The organism is Salinimicrobium marinum (assembly GCF_014651535.1).
Taxonomy (GTDB): domain Bacteria; phylum Bacteroidota; class Bacteroidia; order Flavobacteriales; family Flavobacteriaceae; genus Salinimicrobium; species Salinimicrobium marinum.
In genome coordinates, this window is the sequence record NZ_BMXB01000017.1 from 34,083 (window position 1) to 55,220 (window position 21,138).

A 21,138-nucleotide genomic window follows, 5' to 3' on the forward strand; every position below is an offset into this window, starting at 1 on the left:
ATATTAACTTATTATTTTAGAAGATTAAAAGCCGACTGATTTAAAAAGGGAGTTCAGAATATATTTTCTCGTATCTATCCTTATTTAAGGGCTCACAATTATTCTCTACGTAAACGTAAATGAACTTCTTCATTTTTTCCACCCCTTCCCAATCCACATCTGTTTCTTTAAAATCTTTTTTATTAATAGTTAGAATGAATTCTTTAAAGTTTTCCCAGCCTTCTTTATAAAATCGGTCGTAAATAACTTTATCCTGGGGATCTAATTGTAGGGCTTCCAAAGTTTTTGGATTCGAGAATATTTGAGCAAAGGAAAAATTTGGTGAGTACCCAACAAATTCCCCTTCATTATCATCTATTTCACCTTTCAAGGACTTAAAAACACTTGACTTAAAATACTTTACAAACCTTTTTTCGATATCCTTTTTAATGAGTTCGTTTCCTTTTTGAGATCGTAATATTTGTTTGTCTAATGCTAAAAATTCAACGTGTTGACTATAGGTATTAAAGATTTCAACAGGATCTCCCTGATTAGAAATTAAATGCTTTAACTTGCTAATAAGAATTTCCTTCAGGTCCGTAGAGTCCAATTCTAAATTAGCATATGTCTTTTTATTTGAATAATGCATATTGCTATTATCCCTTATCAAATTCAAATTCACCTCTCTAAACAACCTGATTAAATATCCTGAAGATTCATTATTTACAACTTTGATTAAGTCCGGTATCAGCGACGTTTTTTCTTTGTTATAAAAAGCATGATAGGCCTCTCTAATAAGGTTTATTGTTGATTGATCATCGCTAAACGTATTAGTATGAACAAGAAAATTTAATGATCTTAATTGGTCAAGAAATTGATCTAGTTTAACTGGAGGATTACTAAAGATAAACTGCTTTATTTCGTTACTAATTTGAAATTGAGCCTGGTTCACATTGTTAGAAATTGACTTAGAAATCGCATATAACTTTGCTTCTTTAAAGCCATTTTGTAAATCTGTAATAGATACTTTACCTCCAACAATATTATTTCGGAGGTACATATCTGTAAAATAGATTTTAGAGATGGAGTTTATATTTGAATTGTAGTAATCAGGAGTTCTTTTCTTGAAAAGTCGGCAGAGTACTGAATTGATTATACTAAGGTCTGATTCTGAAAAATTTTGAGTTTTTAATAATTCATTGATTTTACCCTTTGCATCTGAATCGAACATATATACATTGCTAAGGCTCGCACCTCCAAATTGCTGAACTTTATTATTTTCGGTATCAATAGTTCCTTTGCTTAAAAGAAAAGGTAATTTAGGTATTAGAATACTCTGAAGATTTCTGAATTTATAAAACAAAAGTTTTAGTAAAATATACTCCTCAGCTATAACATCCTCCTCATTGTCTAAGAAAGATGCATTAAACTTGAATTCATTAAAAAATCTTTTTACATCTCTATAAGTTTGTAAAAAATCATTATATCGCAGAGGTTGTTCAACGCAATTATCTTCTTCAACAAGGTCCGCAATAGTTAAATCCACTTCCTTATTATCCTGGATTTCTCCAAATATGTTCCTGAAACCTGCATTAAATCCATTTACGTCTGTATTATTATTAGATATAGGATATGCTTCATTTACGTAGGTTAACAATTCGTCTGAAATTAAAGTTTCATCAAAAGGCAGTAGATTTATTTCTACATTGAAAATTTTATCTAAAAAATTATTCTTTTCAATCTTTAAAGTTTGAACTATATAATCTCTATCGTAACCGGCAATAAAAATTACATGACTGAAATCAGAGATGGTTCTAATAATTTTCAGGGTACTTATAATCTCATCTCGTTCGAGTCTATCTAAATCGTCTAATAGCACAATTATTTGCCTATCTATAACTTGTATGTTTCTATTTATTTCCTGAAAGTGTCTTTCTAGAGTTTCATTTTCCGAAAATATACTTATTCCCGATTTTATGTATTTTGAAAAGTCATTAGGACTGATACTTAAAATTGCTTCAACATAATTATCTATGTTACTAGAAATTGATGAAGAATAAGGGCTCAGGTTTTCTTTCAATTCTTGAAAAAAGTTTTCAATAATTGCATTCGCCCCTTTATTTTTCCAGATGTGATTCCAAAATATAACCGCATCACCATTTAATTCACTATAGTTTTTTTCGAATTTTTTTAAAAAACTTGATTTACCATATCCCCATACAGCATTAATTCCAATACTAAATGAGTGCTCCGGTTTAAAGTTCTGAACGGAGTCTTGGAGTTTTAGAAGAATCTTTTCATTATCGATTTCTCCCGAGGTATGTAAACTATCTTGAAGAAAATAACTTTTCTTACCTTCGGTTTGTAAACCAGAATTTATCTTATACTCTTTAAAAAAGGTTTTAGCCAAAACCACAAGGTGAAGCACTACTGGGTATAATATAACATCTGAATATTTAAAGAAGGAATCGTAAGGTTTCAAAATTAGACCAGAATCAGTGAATCGTAAAAACAGGTAAATAATTCCTATTAAAAATAATCCTAATGTAATTCGCCTATCTGAAAGATAGTTGGTCCTAATTTTAGGCCAATAATAATAGCTAAAAAAGACAATTATAAGGATTATTATAGAAGCTATAATGGCATCCCGATTATAGAAGCCTTCACCTATTTCTCCAATAAAATGTGCAATTTGATTAAGAAAGATTAAAGCAATAACTAATGCCACAAAAAAAATAAAGGAGGGTTTAATGTTTCTTTCTATCATACCTTACATTTCAAATTTTCAATCTCCCTCACCAGATCCCTCGCATCCCCATCGCTCTCCAACTGCGGGATAAGTTCTCCTTTAAATGCTTTATACAAAATTGTTTGAGGCAATTGTCCTATTTTTTCCTTTAAAACAAGATAATTCGTTTCAAGGGCATCAGCTTGAGACATAAGAATATTTATTCTCCTTACCGCCTCTTTTTGTTCCTCTACTTCCGGAATGTTTACCAAAACAGATTTTACATCAGTTTGATTTATACTTGCTTGATTAACCGCATGCTTTGCATTCTTTCTTAATTCTTTTTTCCCTTTATGACTTGTAAGGAAATATCTCAAAAAAGAAGGATCTGCCTCTGCTTCATCAATAATTAATCTCATCATATTGCTTTCGAAAATTGCAGGCTCTTGTAAGTTTTCTACTAGCATACACTTTCCTAAGTAGTCGATACTATTTACCCTATTAATAAGAATATTACCTTCCTTCAAAGAATAAGCTTCAAAATCTTTTTGAGGAACTTGTACTTTCTGAACCTTTTCCCAATATTTCAGTTTACCTTCATAAAAAGCATCAATTCTGATAATTTTGACTCCCTCACCATATTTTGATTTTGGGTAATATGCTCCATTTTTAGGTGTATCAATTAGTAATTCACCTAATTGAACAACTCTCCACTCTTGAATATCTTTACCTTTCCTCCATTCCGCCGTCAACCTTCCTGTAACTGCCTGGGAAAGCACCTGCTGCCGGAAATTTTTAAGTAGTACCGGAATTTTATCTAAACTGTCATTAATCACCTCCAGTTGTTCAAAAAGCTTCTCAAGTTTAGCTACTATTCGATTCTGTTCAGGAAGAGGTGGAAGTGGAATTTTAATAGTTTCGTAATCTCTAAATTTTAAATTTCGAAGATTATTACTACCTCCCTGATACTTAACAACCTCACCAGAATGGTAGAAGTATTGTAAAAAGTGATTAATATACTCCTTGTTTAGATTTTCCTCAAACCTTACTAACCTAAAGAAGTTTGTGCACACCTTAGGATAGTTATCATTCCTATTAAGTGCATCATCATCAATTATTACAGTACGACCAACAGGTTGATCTGGACCTCCTCCAGAAATTTCAAGTAGAATATCCCCTTTCCTAAGTTCCCTTTTTTCTAAACTGGATTTTTTAATTTTTCTTAAAGAAGCTGTTTCACCTTTCTCCCTCTTCCAGTTTTTAAATTCACTTCCTCTAATACAATAAACCTCGACATATTCTTCATCATTTACCACTAAAGGATCTTTTCCCCAGTCTCCACCAATTACAAAAGAAGTCAGCTCTTTTAATTGAGGAAAAATCCAATCTTTTTTTGCATTAACATCCATTAATTCAGCTCTTTTATCATTGCATTTAACTGCTTTGTAATTTCCTGAATTTCTGCCAGGGCTTCTTTTGCAATTTCAACAGGTTCTCCTAAATCATCCCCATTGCTTACACTACTATCTACAATTAAGCCTACATCGAGGCTGTCGTTCTTTTCTGCAATTTTCTCTCGGGAAATTCTGTTCCAACGTTCATCTTTAATTTTCTCCCGCATTTCATCGCTTACCAGTCCGTCATACTTTTCTTCTACCTCCTCATAACCTATCCCCCCTGTGTAAGCCTTAATAAAATCCTCAAAGGCTTTTTCGGTAAAAGGAGTGCGTTTGCCGTAATTTGGAACATTGGTGCGCATATCGTAAAACCAAACATTTTTAGTGTTGCCTGTTTCTGTCGTACCCCGGGTAAAGAATAATACATTAGTTTTTACTCCGGCAGCATAAAAGATTCCTGTTGGCAATCGAAGAATGGTATGTACATTACATTTATCCATTAAATCACGACGAATTCGCTGCCCATCGCCATCTTCAAACAAAACATTATCGGGCAACACAACCGCTGCCCGGGCTTTACCATCCTTTTTGAGGCTTCGGTAAATATGTTGTAAAAAATTGAGCTGTTTGTTGCTGGTTGGAAAAGTAAAATCATCACGGGTAGGACGCTCTCCGCCTTTTTTGGTTCCAAAAGGAGGATTGGCTAATACTCCATCGAAGTTCTTCAGGCTTTTGCCAAATTCAGTTAAGGTATCTGCCAGATAGATCTTGCTTTCCATTCCATGCAGGTGGGCATTCATCAATGCCAGGCGATGGGCATCTCCCACCAGTTCCACTCCGCTAAATGCCTCCTCTTCCTGGAATTTTCTTTCCTTTTCAGAAAGCTCATAATATTCATCATGCTTCTCCCGTAAATAGTGATCTGCCGAGATCATGAAACCAAAAGTTCCCGCTGCCGGATCATTCCACTTTTCTCCCAGTTTCGGAACTAAGAGGTCCACCATCACATTAATGAGAGGTCTGGGGGTAAAATACTGCCCTGCCCCACTCTTTTTTTCTCCGGCATTCTTTTCCAGAAGGCTTTCATAAATGTCACCCATCACATCCCGGTCATTCTCTTCATACCAGTCAATTTTATCAATCGCCTGGACAAGAGTATTGAAGTTCACCGGCTTCCGAAGACTTGTAGAAGCATCGGCATAAATTTCCTTAATGCTGTCACTGCTGGTTTTGTTACTTATTTCTGCAAGGAACTTCCGGTAACGAACAAAGGCTTCATTATTATCTGTTTCATTTACAAAACCTCTCCAGCGATATTCTTCCGGCAGGTGCTCCTCAAAACCTTTTACTTCAGATAACTTCAGAAAAAGTATGTAGGTTAATTCATTTAAATATTGATGATAGGTTACTCCATCATCCCTTAGAACATTACAAAGGTTCCAGAGTTTATTGGCAATTTCTTCTGCGCTCATTTAATTTGTGAGATATTGATTTAAGATCTTTGATTTAGGCCGAATATAGATTTTCATTTAGCTTTTCAAGGATCTCATCCAGATTATTTTCAAATATTTTATTAAGACGCTGGTAACCACCGTCTCGCTTGAAGGGATCGTCGTTAAGATCCTGTTTAGTCAATACTGTTTCTTTTAAAAGTTGCTTTTCGAACCTGTCAAGCCACCGCAACTGAATCTTATTCCAGTTCCTCATGGTTTTGATTTTTTCCATGGCATTTTGAATCCGCTGCTCATGACTTACCAGATCCTGATCCAGAGCCATGGTACGGATAAAAGAAATAATGTCGGCAGCAATGTCTTCGTTCCTCGTCGATTTCCAGGCGGTGCTTAAGGTACGGGCGTTATATCCTTCCTGATCAAGTGCGAGTTTTAGTTCCTTCAACGATTTGCGGTCAAGCTCTGTGGGTTTCGTGCAGATGATTTCAAGAGCGGCAAGTCTGTTTCTGTTTTCATTTATAAAGCTTCTAAAGTCTTCGATATAATCTTCAGGTTTTTTTGCCTTTCCGTAACCTCTCTCAACTCCCAAAACCTCATCTTCATGATCGGAAACCAACTGAACCTTTGGATTATAAATTTTTGTATCAAGAAAATCCCATAGCTTGCCATAACCCGACAATACTGCCTGCACCTGATCTCCTTCAACTGCTTTAAAGGATTCGATTAATTCCTCCGGACTTTTCCCCTGCGCCACATACATAAATTCTTCAAGGCTGCCGGCTTCCAGTTTTTTCTTTTTCCGTTGCAGTTTAGCAATAATTTTTTGCATCTGCTTCTTGGCCCTGTCAGGAGTTTCGATATGTTCCAGCTCCTCCACCAGTTTTCTAAAAGTAGCGTGGGGGTTGGAAACTGTTTTCATTTGAGTATAATCCTCCAGAGCTTCATATACACGTACGGCGTCAAAAATACGGAAAAACTGCTTGTCTATATCTGAACATAATCTGGTGGCCCGGCCCATCATTTGTTCAAACAGAATTCGGGAACGAACTCTTCTAATAAACACGAGATTTGTGATTTGGGGTACGTCAATTCCGGTAGTCAAAAGGTCAACAGTAACTCCAATATTGGGAAATTTCTCATTTTTGAATCGCTTTGTCAGATCTTCAGGATCATAAGTGTTGCCGGTAATCTTAGCAATAGCAGAATCAGGAACATCAACACCTATAGCTGAGAATTCCTCGAATAACAGCCGGACGATTAAATCTGCGTGGCTATCCCTTACGGCAAAGATCAATGTCTTTTCATCACTTTCGGGATCCAGTTCCTGCACAAGCTGTCTTATCACAACCCGGTTAAAAGGTTCTGTAATAACCTGTTTGTTGAACTGCTCAACTTCAATTCGCAATTCATCTTCAAGCGCAGAGAGCTCCTCTATTTCATTTGTTTCAGGATTATACACTTTAGGTTTCTCTCCCTTTTCCCAAAGAATTCCCTCTTCACTTAATCTTGTTTTGATAAGATATGGAGGTTCATGATCTACAAGAAAGCCATCAATTACAGCTTCTCTGTAGGAGTAACTGTGAACAGGGTCACCGAAAATTTGTTTAGTATGAAGCGCCGGAGTAGCCGTAAGTCCAATTATGTAAGCATTAAAATATTCTATTACTCTTTTGTACTGGCCCACATAATCCTGTTCGTCTTTAAAATGTAGATCTTCCTCATCAATTTCCTTATCAAGATTGTAACCCCGGTGTGCCTCGTCTATAATGATGCAATCATAAGTGTCAATGGGTAAAGGATCTCCGTCGGTGTAAAAGAGACGTTTCACCATACTTTGTACCGTGGCAAAATGCAGGCGCGTATCAGAATCAGGTACCGAAGTGCCTAACTCTTCCAGCTGATAGGTTTCCGCAAAGGTGTTCAGGTTCTCAATCTTGTTATCCTTAAAACCGTCTGATGCCTGGGTGGCTAGCAACCTACGATCTGTAAGAAAGAGAATTCTCTTGAACCGGTCCGATTTAATAAAACGATATGCCAGCCCCATTACTGTTCTGGTTTTTCCCGTACCGGTAGCCATCACTAACAGAGCTCTTTTATCTTCAGGTGTGGAAATGATCTTTTTCTCAATTCCTTTTATAGCCTCGATCTGGTAATATCTCAGATTCAGCCCATTCTTACTCTGCAAATAGTCATAATCACTTTCCTGCAGCCGTTGATTAGCCTTGTCTACATCCCTGTTATATAGCTCCACCAACCCATCTGGAGAAAACCAGCCTCTAAGAGCATCAGCATGATTACGCGGGTTGCGAATATCAAGAAACCAAATTCCACTTTTGGTCTTGAGTTGCTCCAGGTAAGAACGTCCGTTGGTCGAAAATAAGAACGGAACTTTATATTTCTCCCAGGTGCCTAAAAGTTGAATTTCCGAACGATCTTCTATACAAGCGGCATATATTTTTGACTGATGAAGATCGGTCGAAATATCTGTAGCATATTTTTTTGCTTCAACAAGTCCGTATAATTTTGTCCCGACGAACAAAGCATAATCTGCCCATTTACCTTCACACGGCCATTCGGCAATAGCGATATTTCTACCCTTTTCAGGAAGCGTTTTCTTAGATTTAAAATTTAATTCTACTGTATCACATTCCCATCCAGCCTCGCGCAGTTTTCCATCAATGATTTCTCTAGTTTCGGCTTCAGACTTTCCAAGATTTTTTGCCGCCCGGAAGGATCTTTCCTTTCTCTCTTCTACAACAGTTTCAGATTGGTTAAAAGCAGCAATTTTTTCTTCATAGTTGCTTACCTTTTGCGAAAGAGTGGCGAGTTCTTCTTCGAGTCTCTCAACTGACTTTTGTTCCTCATTTGCAGGAAGAAAATAATCTTCAGGTTCTAAGTAATCATTTTCATAGGTTTCGTAGAACCATCTTGCCAACTGAAAAGATTTCTTCAGAATGAATAACGCCTCGCGTTCAGAACTATTCCCATCATGTGTAGCTTTATTCCCCGATTTCCGGATTATGTGCAGAAGATCTTTTATGATCTCTGGGATATAATTTCTGTAGAAAAGTTGATTAATCCGCTCAACCTGTGTTCCCTCAAATCCACCAAGATTCTCGAATTCCCAAATCAGAGCCGTTAATTTCTCAGAAAACAATCTAGATTTCGCTAATGAGGAACTTGCATCAATGTGGATCAGCCGTTCAGACAATTCACTGACTTTGAAGAGCTCGGGATAAGAAGACTTTAAAAAAGAGAATTTGGAGGAGTTATTCATAATTGCTGAGTTTATACCCCTTCAAAAAATTGCACCGCGAACTGGCAGAATTCGATAATAGTGTTCTTGTCGAGATCAAATTCCTTTCTACTTCCCAAATAATTTTTGGTCTTTGGGGTAATCTCTTTACCCTCCTGAAGTTCAGGAACAGTAATACACTTTATGTGTGCCTTTGAGACTAAAATTATAAATGCATTGTGATAAGGATAATTCTTAGGTAAATCCTTTAGTTTAAATTCTCCACTGGCCCTGAATTTCACCTCCAGAAAATACACTTTTTGATCTTTCGGATTTTGAATAACAAAGTCTGGCATTCTCCTAATAGATTTGGCTACATCAGAATTCACTCCCTTGAGAAGATCCATTATGCCAGGAATGGTATTTTCCATCCCATACCTGAATACATTGTAATTAAGACTTAAGAATAGTTCCTGAATTAAGGTCTCGGCAATTCTACCTTTAATCATATTATAGCGGTACATCCGATCTTTTTCCGAAAGACCTAACCTTGCTTCTTCCTGTTCCTTATCTAAGACTTCTACTTCATTGGAGTTATCGCCTTTGTAACAGGAGTAGCAAAGTCCTCCATTAAATTTTGTATAAGAACCGCATTGGGCACAAGCTGCCATTCATTAAAATTTTAGTTAGTCATTATACTGCGGTAGGGACACAGGTTTAGTGCAGTAAATATAGAAATTTCTTACAGAAATGTTAACACCCTACCCCTATAATTCATTAGGAATTTTAAGCAAAAAAATACTAGGTATAATTAAGCATCATAATAAAAAGGATAAAATCCTTCCAAAGGTTTATAATATAAATAAAAAACATTATTTTTAAGGAAGTAAGATTCTGCTCAACCACTCCTACCTCATCTTACTTCGACATCCCCCGATGAATAATTTTTACTATGGCAACAAAGAATTACATCTTCGGATATGGATCATTAATGGAGGAAGAATCTCGTTTAAGGACTACACCTGAGGCTGAAACTGTTTTACCTGTACTTGTAGACGGTTATAAAAGAGGCTGGTTTGGCCGAATTGGCTGTCCTGGAATTTCAACTACATTTTTAGGATGTGTTGTTGATAAAAATTGTAGTACTAACGGGGTAATCTATGAGGTTAATGAAAAAGAAATAGAAATAACAGATGTTAGAGAAAAGGGTTATCAAAGAGTCCAGGTAGATTCAAACAACGTAACATTCTTATTCAAGAATGTCCATAGTTCTTCAAAAATCTGGATATATATCAATAATTTCCATATTTCTGATCTAAAACAAAATTTGCCATGCCAAGAATTTCCTATTGTTCAATCCTATGTTGATATATGTATTGATGGTTGTTTAGAAATAGAAAAGAAATATCCGGCTGCTAAGGAGGTTGAATTTGCAAAAAAGTTTATAACAACCACTCATTACTGGAGCCACTTTTGGGTGAATGATCGCATATATCCCCGAAGACCTTTTATCTATAGACCCAATGCGTACGACATAGATTTTCTCTTACAGGAAAATTTGGCTGACAAATCACTCTTCGATAAAATATATTTTGAATGATATGGAAGAGCTTTTCAATCTGGAAAATATATTTATTGTATTAACCTCTATGGCCGCTGTCATTACAACAGGACTGGCTATCCAATGGAGATATTATCGCCACACCACAGAAAATCTAAAAACTAAACACGCTGCTGACTTACAAGAATTGAAAAATCAGCACAGCGAAAAATATATTGAACTAAAGCAACAAAATATTGAAAAATACCACGATCTAGAAGAATCCTTAAAAAAGGAATATGAAATAAAAAAAATTGAAATTTCCGAAAAAAATAATGTTCCATTAGTTCAAGAATTAAAGATGGTATATGTTAAGTATTTGCATATCCGAAAAGAAAGTGAGGAACCAATATATAGTAGGTTTATAAAAAGACTTAATAAAAGCTATGATATTCATAGCGAATACCACTATTACAGATTTAATAAATACAACCAAAAAAACAATAATATCCTTTTAAGAGACATATCATCTGGCATTGTTGATCAAAGAATATTACATCCCTGGAAAAAGCTGACTTTTACAGATAAACCAAGTATGCTTCAAGAAAAGGTAATTTCCCAAATGGTTGATAATTCCGATGATTATTTTTCAGCCACTACCTATTATAATGGATTCAAAGAAAACAACGAAGACCTCTATTCCAAAATGGAAATGGAAACTTTATGCGCCCGATTAGTTGCTGATTTCTCTTCCGTGATTGGCTTTCAAAATTTGTTTACTGCTGAACCCGATGCCTACAAAATTGAAATAGGTGGAAGCGAGACTAAATTACTAGGCTTAGAAAAATTGGATGAAGGAGTTTATTTTATAGAAAGTTACAACCTTAAAAAAGGTGAAACTTTAAAGCTTGATTTCCATGTGAACTGGAATTATTTATTGGATAAAAATTTCTTTTAAGGATAGGGTATATTTTCAATTTAAATCTAGCCAATAATGAAAGGGAATTATATTAAAACTTTTTGGTTGCGTTAGTGAAATTTTTTTTGGCTCATTATTGTTTAGAACAGCTGGATTATTTCTAACTATAGGGATAACATTTCTTTCACCTAACATATATCTCTATTTACTAGAAAAAGTGCTAGGAAAAAAATACGCAATACCTGGAGGATTATCTATTATTTCAATAATTATGATTCTTACAGGGTTTTCAATTCTTATCTACCTTTACATTAAATTCTTAAAGCTTTCCTTTTTAAAATTTGAGCTTAATGAGAAGCAATTCAACGATTTATTTTAGGATGAATAAAATTAAATTTTCACAATTGCACCATGAAAGAGCTATTATTATAAAACAACTATATCAAAAGCTATATCAATTAGAAAAAACCTTAGCTCATCTCACAAGTTTTATCCAAGGCATAACTGGAGCCTTACGATTCAGCAATTTTATATTAATTTTTGAGACCGGTTACCGCTGGCCATAAATGCCAATTCCTCTGGGACTAGCTTGCCCCAGAGGAATTGAAATATCAGACAGAGCTTAATTTACAGACCCTAACCACCATTAAAGAAATCATGAATTTCAATTATGCTTCCTCTACTAATCTGAACTAAATCTCGAGTTTCCTTCAGGAAAATTCCCAGTGATTTTTCATTATAAATTATTTTCATTTCCGGAGAATAATTTGAGACCAGATACATGTCACCGTCCAGTTTATAAAATGGAATATCCTCCCCCTTTTTCGTCTTCACACCTTTATTTACAATCTTACCATCCTTAAGAGTTTCCTTAATTAAATCTTCGTTAGATTTTTCTGAAGCTACTTTAGAATAAGCTATCATCATATTCATCCATTCATCAGAATCTATAAGATGCCACTGCACTTTACTGAAATCAATTCCATATTCGCTTATCCAACCGCGACTGGTAAAAGCAAAGAGTATTTGCTTTTTTCCGGTAAGTTTTGGTTTGTCCGATGGCTCAAATTCCTGAATTTTGAAAGTCATAACTGAAGCTGACGAGATATCTTTTAATTTTTTGCCATCAAAGTCCAAAGTTTTAAGTGAAAAACTTTCCATATCGGATTGGTTGGAGAGTATCCATTCTGTAGCAGTTAATTCTGCCTGCTCCTTCATTTGTTCTACCGCTGCTACCCCGGCACCAATAGCTAATAAACCCCCGGCAATAGCGGCAATAGCTTCACCTTCATTCTGGGAATTCATGTTTTTCGGAATGATTGATAATACGATTAAAAATACAAGCGTAATTTTTTTCATTTGTAATTAATTAAATGAAATTAGATTTAAATTCGCTCGTAGGGTAGCAGGAATTGTTAAGCAAGGTATGACTTTTTTAATAAAAATTTAAGAATAATTTATTGAAGAATCTTCAAACTTTATAAAAAAAGTTAGAACCGGGTATATTCTCAGTAAACCTGTTGAGGAACATCAATTCCCTTATGATTATCCGGCCTACGTGGATTATACAAAGTTGAACTGGACACGTATGAACCGTTGGTTCCAAACAGGGAAATTATGAGATGAAATTGTAGAAGTCGTCAAAAAATTAATCCAAAAGCACACTGTTATTATTACATAACCATGGTGTGGCGATGCAGCTCACAACATCCCATTTATTGAAATGATAGCGCGTGAGAATCCACAGATATCAGTGTCTTAAAAATAGTATTCATTGATATAAGGGTAAAAATTACTTCGGTTTATTCAACAAGGGTAAATATTTACATATTTTACCTTCGTTGGTGATTTCGAGAGTAATTTTTAATTTAAGAAGAGCTACTCCCATTCAGCCAAATTAATTTAATTTTCCTATTTCCATAAAAAAGCTATTGCATAAAATTCATCAAAAAAAGCAATGACTAAATATTTGGTAATATTTTGTGGCCTTTTTTCAACATGTTACAATGGCCGTGTACCTGGTTTACACCTCAAAATTCGGTAAGGCCAGATCCTGTCTGGAAAGAAAACTTCTGTATTGGCCAAGTGCAGGGTAATTTAGTTAAGTCATGTTCTAAGGCAATTCAAGTTATATTATCGGCGTTAGCGGTAGTGTTTATTCTGTTGGTTCAAAAATTATTCTTCTGTAACTGGTTAATTCGGGTGTTCCGTTATCTGTAACCTCGCAAACTACATGAAAATTTTTCCCAGCAGAATTCGCTGGTATTTCTAATGTGGCCTTATTTGAATCACTGTTTTGTATGTTAACAGTGCCACTATAGGTGCCTGCTTCGGGTTGGATCCACCATTTATAATTTAGAGTATCACCATCAGGGTCAGAAGAAGCTGATGCATCAAGAACAACAGTAGTTCCCTGAAGAGGTTTTTTTGTAAGAATGTCTATACTCTGGTCACCATCAATGGCAACAATAGGATTTCTATTACCATCACCTTCTTTTGCCCAATCCATTCTTGCAGCAAAATTATTAAAAATAGCAGGATAAAAATGGTCCATATACTTCCTACAAGTATCGTATCCATTTCCTTTATAATTCACATAGGAGTAAATGTTATCTTCTCCTGAACCCCATTTGGAATAGCCGCCCCAACTGGCTTGAGTCGGTTCATCAGGATTGTTGAGACCGTTTGGCAGAACATGCAAAAAGGATGGTGTATCACCTTCTACGCCATATTTGTATTTTGGATATTGACTTCCCAGTTTTCCATGATTCTGAATGTTTTTTTCATATTCTGACCAGTTGCTTTTTCCAGTGCCATTCTGAAATTTCCATGCACATTCGTCCCATATGAAAAGAAGATCATCTGAAAAATTGTAACGCATCCAGGCGTGCGAACTGCTTTCAAAATCTGATTTTTGAGGTCTGTCCTGGTCTGTTATTGCATATACTCGCAGCTTCTTCAGAAACGCTTCTACTTCTGATTTGCTTCGGTTCTCCTGTACCTGCCAAATGGATTGAGCCAGTGTGTTCCCACCTCCCCAAAAGGTTACCCAAAGGGGGCGACCATCATCTTCATCAGCCAATTGGATAATAAAATTACTACCTTCCGATTTATTGTCGGCACCAATCTTATCCATACCCATTAACTTGCTACCAAACATGGTACGCTTTTTCAGGTAATCTGCACTGGGCCAGTATCCAATTTCCTGCTTCTCATTGTCTTGAGAAAATCCATGTTGATCTGAACGTTTGATCAGATTAGGTAAATCTTTTTGGTAAGCATCTATTACCCCGGTCGCAATCTCTTTAAAATGATTCACATGATCAACATTCTTTATACTCCAGCCAGTTGAAATGATAATTGCTTCAATTTCATACATATCTGCATGAACCATAAGCCTGATCAGTGATTCATGGTCATCTGGTTCCCAGGTTGAGATATCGGTCAAAACAACCAAACGTGGCTTCAGTGATGAGGAATTAGATGTTTTAGATATGGTTTGTGCAAAAAGAGAACTTGAAATTAGAAACAGGCAAATAAATATTCTCATAATTTATTCATTTAGAAGGCTTTTATCTGTAATTAATTTTTGGAGAATGTTGTACATTAACACTAACTCGTTATATCAAAACGAATGTAAGAAATTAAAAGCTATAGCTACAGGATAACAGCAGAAAAGGGAACTAACTGGTGAATTTATTACTGAAAATTTGAGAAAATATTCATAGCTAAATCCCCTGTCAATTTAATGTACCTTTTTGTACCGTAGAACGTCACCCTGCATGTACTGGGAAAAGTAACTATATGTATTGATATATTCGGAAATGTTAGCTTCCAAACAAATACCAACAGTAATGCCTGGGAGCTGCAATGGACACATCCTGAAGTTTTGAATTTTGATTCTGTAGATTTTGTATCTATGGATCAGGATAAGCCGGAAATCTTTTTTTACGGCAGAGTGAATGGTCAAAACTACAATCTCGTAAAATATAATTATCACTCCAATGAAATCTCGGCTAAGGCTAACAAATTACCAGGTGGAGGTACCAGTATTGAGATGCGTCTTTATTCCACTGAAAATGGGCAGGAGCTATTTTTTCCTCAGGGAACTAAACTAGATGTATATGATGCTGGTGACCTCAACTATAAGTATGAACTCGCTCCGGAAAATATAGGGGGTTACGATGACTTTGCCTATTTAGGAAATAACATTTTCTGTTTTACCACCAGCAAAGCAATTTTTACTTATAAACGGACGAATGCAAACCTGGAATTTATCGATAAAAAAGAACATTTCAGTACTCATTTCGGTAATGGTAATTATCATTTGATTCCTTTAAAAGGGAATGAGATACTTGTGGGATATTTTCAGGAACCTCAAAGTTTCAAATTTTCGATTAGTTCAACAGGTAAAATATCTAATCAACAGCTTGTAAACATTCCTATAAAATCCCGATGGAAAAAGAAAACCCTTTATAGCCCGGAAAGAGATTACGTAGTGAATCTTCTTGAAAACAGGTTATACTCCACCAACTCTTTTAACTTGGAAGATTCTTTTGAGAAACCATATTACCCATCCGGCATCAGCAGAAACGGAAATTTGATTTTAGGATCCAGTAATAATCCCGATGATTACTCCGGAAACGAGTCAACTTTTGAAAGAAAAATTCAGTTGTACAATTTGAGCACGGGAAAAGTCACTACCGTTGAATCTAAAGGTTTCCCTCATTTGCTTTTCGAAAATTATTTAGGTCAAATAATAAGTATCTCTTCCGGATTTTATCGACAGAATCTGGAAAACTCAACCCCAAAACCCGACATCTTTGTGGAAGTAATACAATAATTTCATTATTTCGTTCGCAGGGAAAACCTATTCTAATTAAAAGTATAGAAAATGTTTTCTTTCTCTATACGCTTCTTTAGAATATTATCCAGTACAGGAATATTGTCACTGGGTAATCCTGCGGAAGGTTCATCTAGAAAATAGGTAATCCTTTACACCGGACTGTTTAACTGTGTAAAAAATGCTACCCGCTGGTTTTCTCCCTCCAGAGAGACTGCTCGATTTACGGCTGAGTTACAGATGGTCAATATGTAATTGCTTTGCTCTTTTGATGGGTATTGCTCAAAAGAGGCCTTTAAACCTCACCTGATTAATAACTTAGTGGAGTTTAAAATTCAAAGACCAGAATTCCCCACTGTTTTCTAAATAAAAGTCTCCAGCATTAGCTTGCACTTCTTAAAACCACTGGAATATTTCCCAAAAATCAATAAGAAAGAAAATCCTTCCAAACTTTAAAAAAATCTATCTGGTCTGAAAGGATAAAGATTAACAGAAGGTTTTCGACCTGTGGCAATCTGGCTGACCAATTTGCCTGTCACCGCTCCCAAACTCCAACCTATCATAGCATGGCCTGCCGCTATAATAAGATTGTTATAACGGGAGGTTTTTCCAATAAAAGGTAAACCATCCGGGGAAACTGGTCGCAAACCTGAGCGTGCATTGTCCATTTCTTCCATGGTAAGTTCGATATTCTTATAATAATCCTTTGCAGCCTTTGCTATGGCCCCAACTCTTTCTTTTCTAATAATATCATTATTTCCTGAAAATTCCATAGTACCTGCAAACCTTGTAAAACCATCCATTGGTGTTACAGCCACCTTTGATTCAGCTAAAATGGCAGGCAGAGTTATTCCGGTTTCCCTGTAAACATCCATGCTATAACCTTTTCCTCCCTGGATTGGGATCTTTAGGCCGAGCGTTTTGGTGAGTTGAGGAGACCAGCTACCAGCAGCAAGAACGAATAAATCGGCTTCATAATTCCTGCTACTGGTTTTCACGCTGACTAAATCATTCCCTTTTCTTATCAGCTCAATAACTTCTTCATTGAAAATTAAATCAGCTCCATTTTTTGTAAGCCAATCTCCAAATCGACTAATGAAATCCCCTGGGGTAGAATGAGCATCGCATTTATAGTAAACTGCACCTAAGATTTTTTCATCAAGAACAGGTTGCATGTCCAAAACTTCATTTTTGGACAGTACTTCCACATCAAGATTCTCGGATTGGATCATTTTCCCTTTTTCAATTTCTGTCTTTTTAGCTTTTTCTGTTTGGAATACTGTTAGGAGTCCATCTTTCCTATAATGTGTATCAAAATCCACAGTTTCAAGGATTTCTTCATAAAGGATATTGCTTTTAAGACTGATCTCTTTCAAAACAGGAATTGATCGCTCCACATGGGCTTTAGTGGACGACTTCTTAAATTTCCATGCCCAATCGAAAAATTCAAGATTCCATCTCGGTTTAATATAGAATGGACTTGTACTTTTCCACATCCACTTTAACCCCTGGTTTACCATTCCAGGGGCGGCTAGTGGAATTATGTGACGAGGTGTGTTATATCCTGCATTAACGACCGAGGCTCCTTCCGATAAATCTTTCTTCTCCAGAAGGGTTACCTCGTACCCTTCTTTAAGTAGATAGTAGGCGGAACATAAACCAGAAATCCCACCACCAATAATGACAACTTTTTTCAAAATGATCTTTTTTGAATCCGGAAAAATATTTCTAAATCATTATAGACCAATAGCCCAATCATCCCCACGAGGATCTGCGGCACCTTCAAAAGAACCATTTGGCCTGATTAAAATGGCATCAACCTTTCCTATAGAGCTTCGGCTTTTTACCTTATGCCCCATACTGTTTAATTCATGGATGACATTTTCTTCTATAGCGCCTTCTTCCATGAAAATTTGATCTGGTTTCCATTGGTGATGGAACCTCTTTTCTGAAACGGCTTCTGTCATACTCATATTATGGTCTATTACATTTACTATAGTTTGATAAACTGAAGTTATAATAGTAGATCCGCCAGGTGTACCAACCACCATAAACAACTCCCCATCTTTCTCAACAATGGTTGGTGTCATGGCACTTAACATTCGTTTCCCAGGCTGTATCGAGTTTGCAGCCCCTCCCAATAAACCATATTTATTAGGGACTCCGGGTTTGCTGCTAAAATCGTCCATTTCATTATTCATTAAAAAGCCCGCCCCTTCTACAAAAACTTTTGATCCGTATGCCGAATTTATAGTGGTGGTCAATGATACAGCATTTCCTTCGGTATCAATAATTGAATAATGCGTGGTTTCTTCACTTTCAGTAATATTATCCAATTCCATTGGCCTTACGTTCTCACTGTTAGTTGAACTCTCCAGATCAATTTCATTTACTCTATCTGCTATATAATTATCATTCAAAAGTTCATCAAATGGTACATCCCAAAAATCGGAATCACCCAGATGCTCTGCCCTGTCTGCATAAACCCTTCTTTCCATCTCTGTCATTAGATGAATTGTTGTGGCTGTTTTGGAACCATAGTCCTGTAACGGAAAATGTTCCGACATTTTCAGAAGCTGAATTAAAGCAATGCCACCGCTACTGGAAGGTGCCATACTATATACTTTATGACCTCGGTAATTCCCTGTAACAGGTTCCCTCCATACAGATTTATAGTTCTTTAGGTCTTCCATAGTTATTATCCCATTCCCTGCCTTCATTTCTGCAACAAGCAGTTCTGCAGTTTCTCCTTCATAAAATCCTGCCCTTCCATCTTCTTTAATACGGGTAAGAGTTCTGGCTAGATCCTCCTGTACCAAAAGGTCGCCTTCCTGCCACTCTTCATTTTTAATCAAAGTTACCGTACCAGGATTGCGGTTATATTCTAAAAATCTATCTTTCAAATTGTTGTAATTACTGGCCTGATGTGCAGTAATCTGAAACCCTTCTCGTGCCAGTTGAATAGCTGGCTCTATTAATTTCTCCAGAGACATTGATCCATATTTTTCATGTGCTGTAAACATGCCATCCACAGAACCTGGCACCCCAGATGCTTTTTGCCCGTATAAGCTTTCTCCATCAATTACATTACCCTGCTCATCCAGATACATATCTTCATGCGCTGCTCCCGGAGCCATTTCCCTGAAATCCAGGGATGAAATTTCTCCTGTATTTTCCCTGTACATCAAAAAGCCACCACCACCCAGATTCCCGGCAGAGGGATATACCACGGCAAGGGCAAAGTGTACACCCACCATAGCGTCTATGGCATTACCACCATCCTTTAAAATTTCGTAACCCACCCGGGAAGCTTCGGGATGAGCGGTCACCACCATTCCTTTCATTGCAATGGCTGTTTTTCCACTGGTATCAGTTTCTTTAAATAATTTAAAATCAGCACACCCCGTTACACTTATTGCAAGAAATAAATAGGTTAGCAGTTGGAATCTTTTAATCATTATTTTTTTGTTTGATTTTTATATTCTTTTATTTACGCAAGGATTTTCCAGCAAGTTCTCCTGTAAACTCCCCCTCTTTAATGACCACTTTTCCATTCACCACCACCAGGAACATTCCGCTGGAAGGTTTTGATGGCTTTTCAAAAGTAGCATGATCCTTTACCTCTTCCGGTTTAAAAAGGATCAGGTCGGCATAATAACCTTCTTTTATTTCCCCCCTTTTTTCAATGCCAAAGGTCTCTGCTACAAGAGCAGATTGATTGTGGAGTAAAAAGGGTAGATCCATAATTTTATCTTCCCCATAGAATTTTCTCATTTTTATAGAGAAAGAACCAAATTTCCGTGGATGACCGGGAGTACCGTCAGACCCGGTCATAACCCAGTCCTGACTCATAAACTTATTCAAATCTTCATCGGTCATATTATAACTGACCACTCTTATACCATCATCCTGCCTTAGGGCTTTTACCACTGCTTCAGCAGGATTAATTTGCCAGCTTTCTGCAATTTCTTCGAGGGAACGGCCATTCAATGAAGAATCTTCAGCAGAAGAAAAGATAAGGGTCTCGGGACCTCCCCTTCTCCTTATATTTTCCTTAATTCCTGCCTGTAAACTGTCCTTATTTGAACGGTTATCGAATCGTTCCAATAAAGCCTCATACCCACCGTCTTCTGCCCAACGGGGAATAACTGCCGAAATCAAGTTTGTTCTCGACGCCGGGTACGGATATTGATTAGCAGTTACCTCCAATCCCTGTTGCTGTGCATCTTCTATCATTTCTATTACTTCAGCACTTTTGCCCCACACATCTTTACCCAAGGCTTTTATATGGGAAATATGTACCGGAATTGAAGCTTTTTCTGCTATTTCGAGAACCTCCTCTATAGATTTTATAAGCCCTATAGTATAACTACTTTCATCCCTCATGTGGGTATCGTAGATCCCTCCGTACTGCGCAGCTACTTTGGAAAGTTCAATTACTTCTTCTGTATTCGAATAACTCCCAGGTGAATAAAACAATCCTGTGGAAATTCCAAAAGCTCCTTCTTCCATTGCGCGGGCAACAAAAGATTTCATTTCCTCCAACTCCCCTACGGTAGGTTGTACATCATCAAGTCCCAATACCTCTTTTCTTACCGAACCATGCCCTATAAGTAATGCCGCATTGGTACCAATTCCGTTCCTTTCCCATTCCTGAAGCTTATCACCAATAAAGATAGGGCTGGAACCATCATTCCCTGTTACTATAGTAGTTACCCCCTGCATAAGGTAAGGTAGGTTTGCCTTACGATCTTCCCTGGAAAGATCATAGGTTAAATGGGTATGTGGGTCAATAAACCCGGGTGAAAGTATGTAACCACTGGCATCTAAAGAATGGTTGGCCTTCAATTCTTGCTGTGGAACCCCAACGTAAACTATTTTCTCTCCCTTTACACCTACATCCAAATTCTCAAACTCCTTACCAGTGAACACTTTAGCTCCAGTTATAAGAAGATCCAGGTCACTTTGAGCTTTTATAGCAGTGCAGAAAAACAGGGCGAAAGAAGCTACTAAAATAGTTCGGCTATATCTTTTTATTTTTCTCAT

Annotated in this window: 13 protein-coding genes and 1 pseudogene; 4 read left to right on the top strand and 10 right to left on the bottom strand. The window is 36.6% G+C overall.

Annotated features, from left to right (window positions below):
- Positions 1-40 precede the first annotated feature (40 nt).
- Genes IE056_RS15660 through IE056_RS15680 form a run of 5 tightly spaced genes read right to left on the bottom strand, consistent with a single transcriptional unit; the run spans position 41 to position 9,461 of the window.
- Complete coding sequence (locus tag IE056_RS15660; RefSeq protein WP_189605674.1) at positions 41-2,746, bottom strand: P-loop NTPase fold protein; 2,706 nt, start codon at positions 2,744-2,746, stop codon at positions 41-43.
- Positions 2,743-4,116, bottom strand: coding sequence for a restriction endonuclease subunit S (locus IE056_RS15665; RefSeq protein ID WP_189605676.1), 1,374 nt, complete (start codon positions 4,114-4,116; stop codon positions 2,743-2,745). The genes IE056_RS15660 and IE056_RS15665 overlap by 4 nt, the downstream gene beginning before the upstream one ends.
- Complete coding sequence (locus IE056_RS15670; RefSeq protein WP_189605678.1) at positions 4,116-5,576, bottom strand: type I restriction-modification system subunit M; 1,461 nt, start codon at positions 5,574-5,576, stop codon at positions 4,116-4,118. The genes IE056_RS15665 and IE056_RS15670 overlap by 1 nt, the downstream gene beginning before the upstream one ends.
- Before the next feature lie 34 nt (positions 5,577-5,610).
- Positions 5,611-8,832, bottom strand: a complete 3,222-nt coding sequence (hsdR, locus tag IE056_RS15675) for a type I restriction-modification system endonuclease (protein WP_189605681.1) — start codon at positions 8,830-8,832, stop codon at positions 5,611-5,613.
- 11 nt (positions 8,833-8,843) lie between these two features.
- The gene (locus IE056_RS15680) at positions 8,844-9,461 is read right to left on the bottom strand and encodes a hypothetical protein (RefSeq protein WP_189605682.1); all 618 of its coding nucleotides are present in this window, start codon (positions 9,459-9,461) and stop codon (positions 8,844-8,846) included.
- Between the two features lie 281 nt (positions 9,462-9,742).
- On the opposite strand from IE056_RS15680, the gene IE056_RS15685 reads away from it, so the two are divergent.
- Both IE056_RS15685 and IE056_RS15690 read left to right on the top strand, forming a co-directional pair.
- A complete protein-coding gene (locus IE056_RS15685) occupies positions 9,743-10,390 on the top strand; it encodes a gamma-glutamylcyclotransferase family protein (protein ID WP_189605684.1) in 648 nt (215 codons plus the stop codon).
- Position 10,391: 1 nt separating this feature from the next.
- On the top strand, positions 10,392-11,288 hold the full coding sequence (locus IE056_RS15690; protein ID WP_189605686.1) for a hypothetical protein: 897 nt from the start codon (positions 10,392-10,394) through the stop codon (positions 11,286-11,288).
- 597 nt (positions 11,289-11,885) lie between these two features.
- Here the strand turns inward: IE056_RS15690 and IE056_RS15695 are convergent.
- Complete coding sequence (locus tag IE056_RS15695; RefSeq protein WP_189605688.1) at positions 11,886-12,608, bottom strand: hypothetical protein; 723 nt, start codon at positions 12,606-12,608, stop codon at positions 11,886-11,888.
- Between the two features lie 331 nt (positions 12,609-12,939).
- Here IE056_RS15695 and IE056_RS18815 point away from each other — a divergent pair.
- Positions 12,940-13,011 (top strand): annotated as a pseudogene (locus IE056_RS18815) (hypothetical protein); the annotation flags it as partial.
- Positions 13,012-13,404: 393 nt separating this feature from the next.
- Here the strand turns inward: IE056_RS18815 and IE056_RS15705 are convergent.
- Positions 13,405-14,799 carry a nucleoside hydrolase-like domain-containing protein gene (locus tag IE056_RS15705; protein ID WP_189605689.1) on the bottom strand — a complete coding sequence of 465 codons (1,395 nt, stop codon included), beginning with the start codon at positions 14,797-14,799 and terminating at the stop codon, positions 13,405-13,407.
- A gap of 369 nt (positions 14,800-15,168) precedes the next feature.
- Between IE056_RS15705 and IE056_RS15710 the strand changes: the two genes are divergently transcribed.
- Positions 15,169-16,092, top strand: coding sequence for a hypothetical protein (locus IE056_RS15710; protein ID WP_189605691.1), 924 nt, complete (start codon positions 15,169-15,171; stop codon positions 16,090-16,092).
- 452 nt (positions 16,093-16,544) lie between these two features.
- Here the strand turns inward: IE056_RS15710 and IE056_RS15715 are convergent, their stop codons facing one another.
- From IE056_RS15715 to IE056_RS15725, 3 genes are read right to left on the bottom strand one after another with little or no spacing between them, the layout of a single operon-like run.
- Complete coding sequence (locus IE056_RS15715; RefSeq protein ID WP_308427653.1) at positions 16,545-17,789, bottom strand: NAD(P)/FAD-dependent oxidoreductase; 1,245 nt, start codon at positions 17,787-17,789, stop codon at positions 16,545-16,547.
- A 39-nt stretch (positions 17,790-17,828) separates the two neighbouring features.
- Positions 17,829-19,550 (bottom strand): gamma-glutamyltransferase, encoded by a 1,722-nt coding sequence (gene ggt, locus IE056_RS15720; protein ID WP_189605693.1) that lies wholly within the window; start codon positions 19,548-19,550, stop codon positions 17,829-17,831.
- 28 nt (positions 19,551-19,578) lie between these two features.
- Positions 19,579-21,138 (bottom strand): N-acyl-D-amino-acid deacylase family protein, encoded by a 1,560-nt coding sequence (locus tag IE056_RS15725; protein ID WP_189605695.1) that lies wholly within the window; start codon positions 21,136-21,138, stop codon positions 19,579-19,581.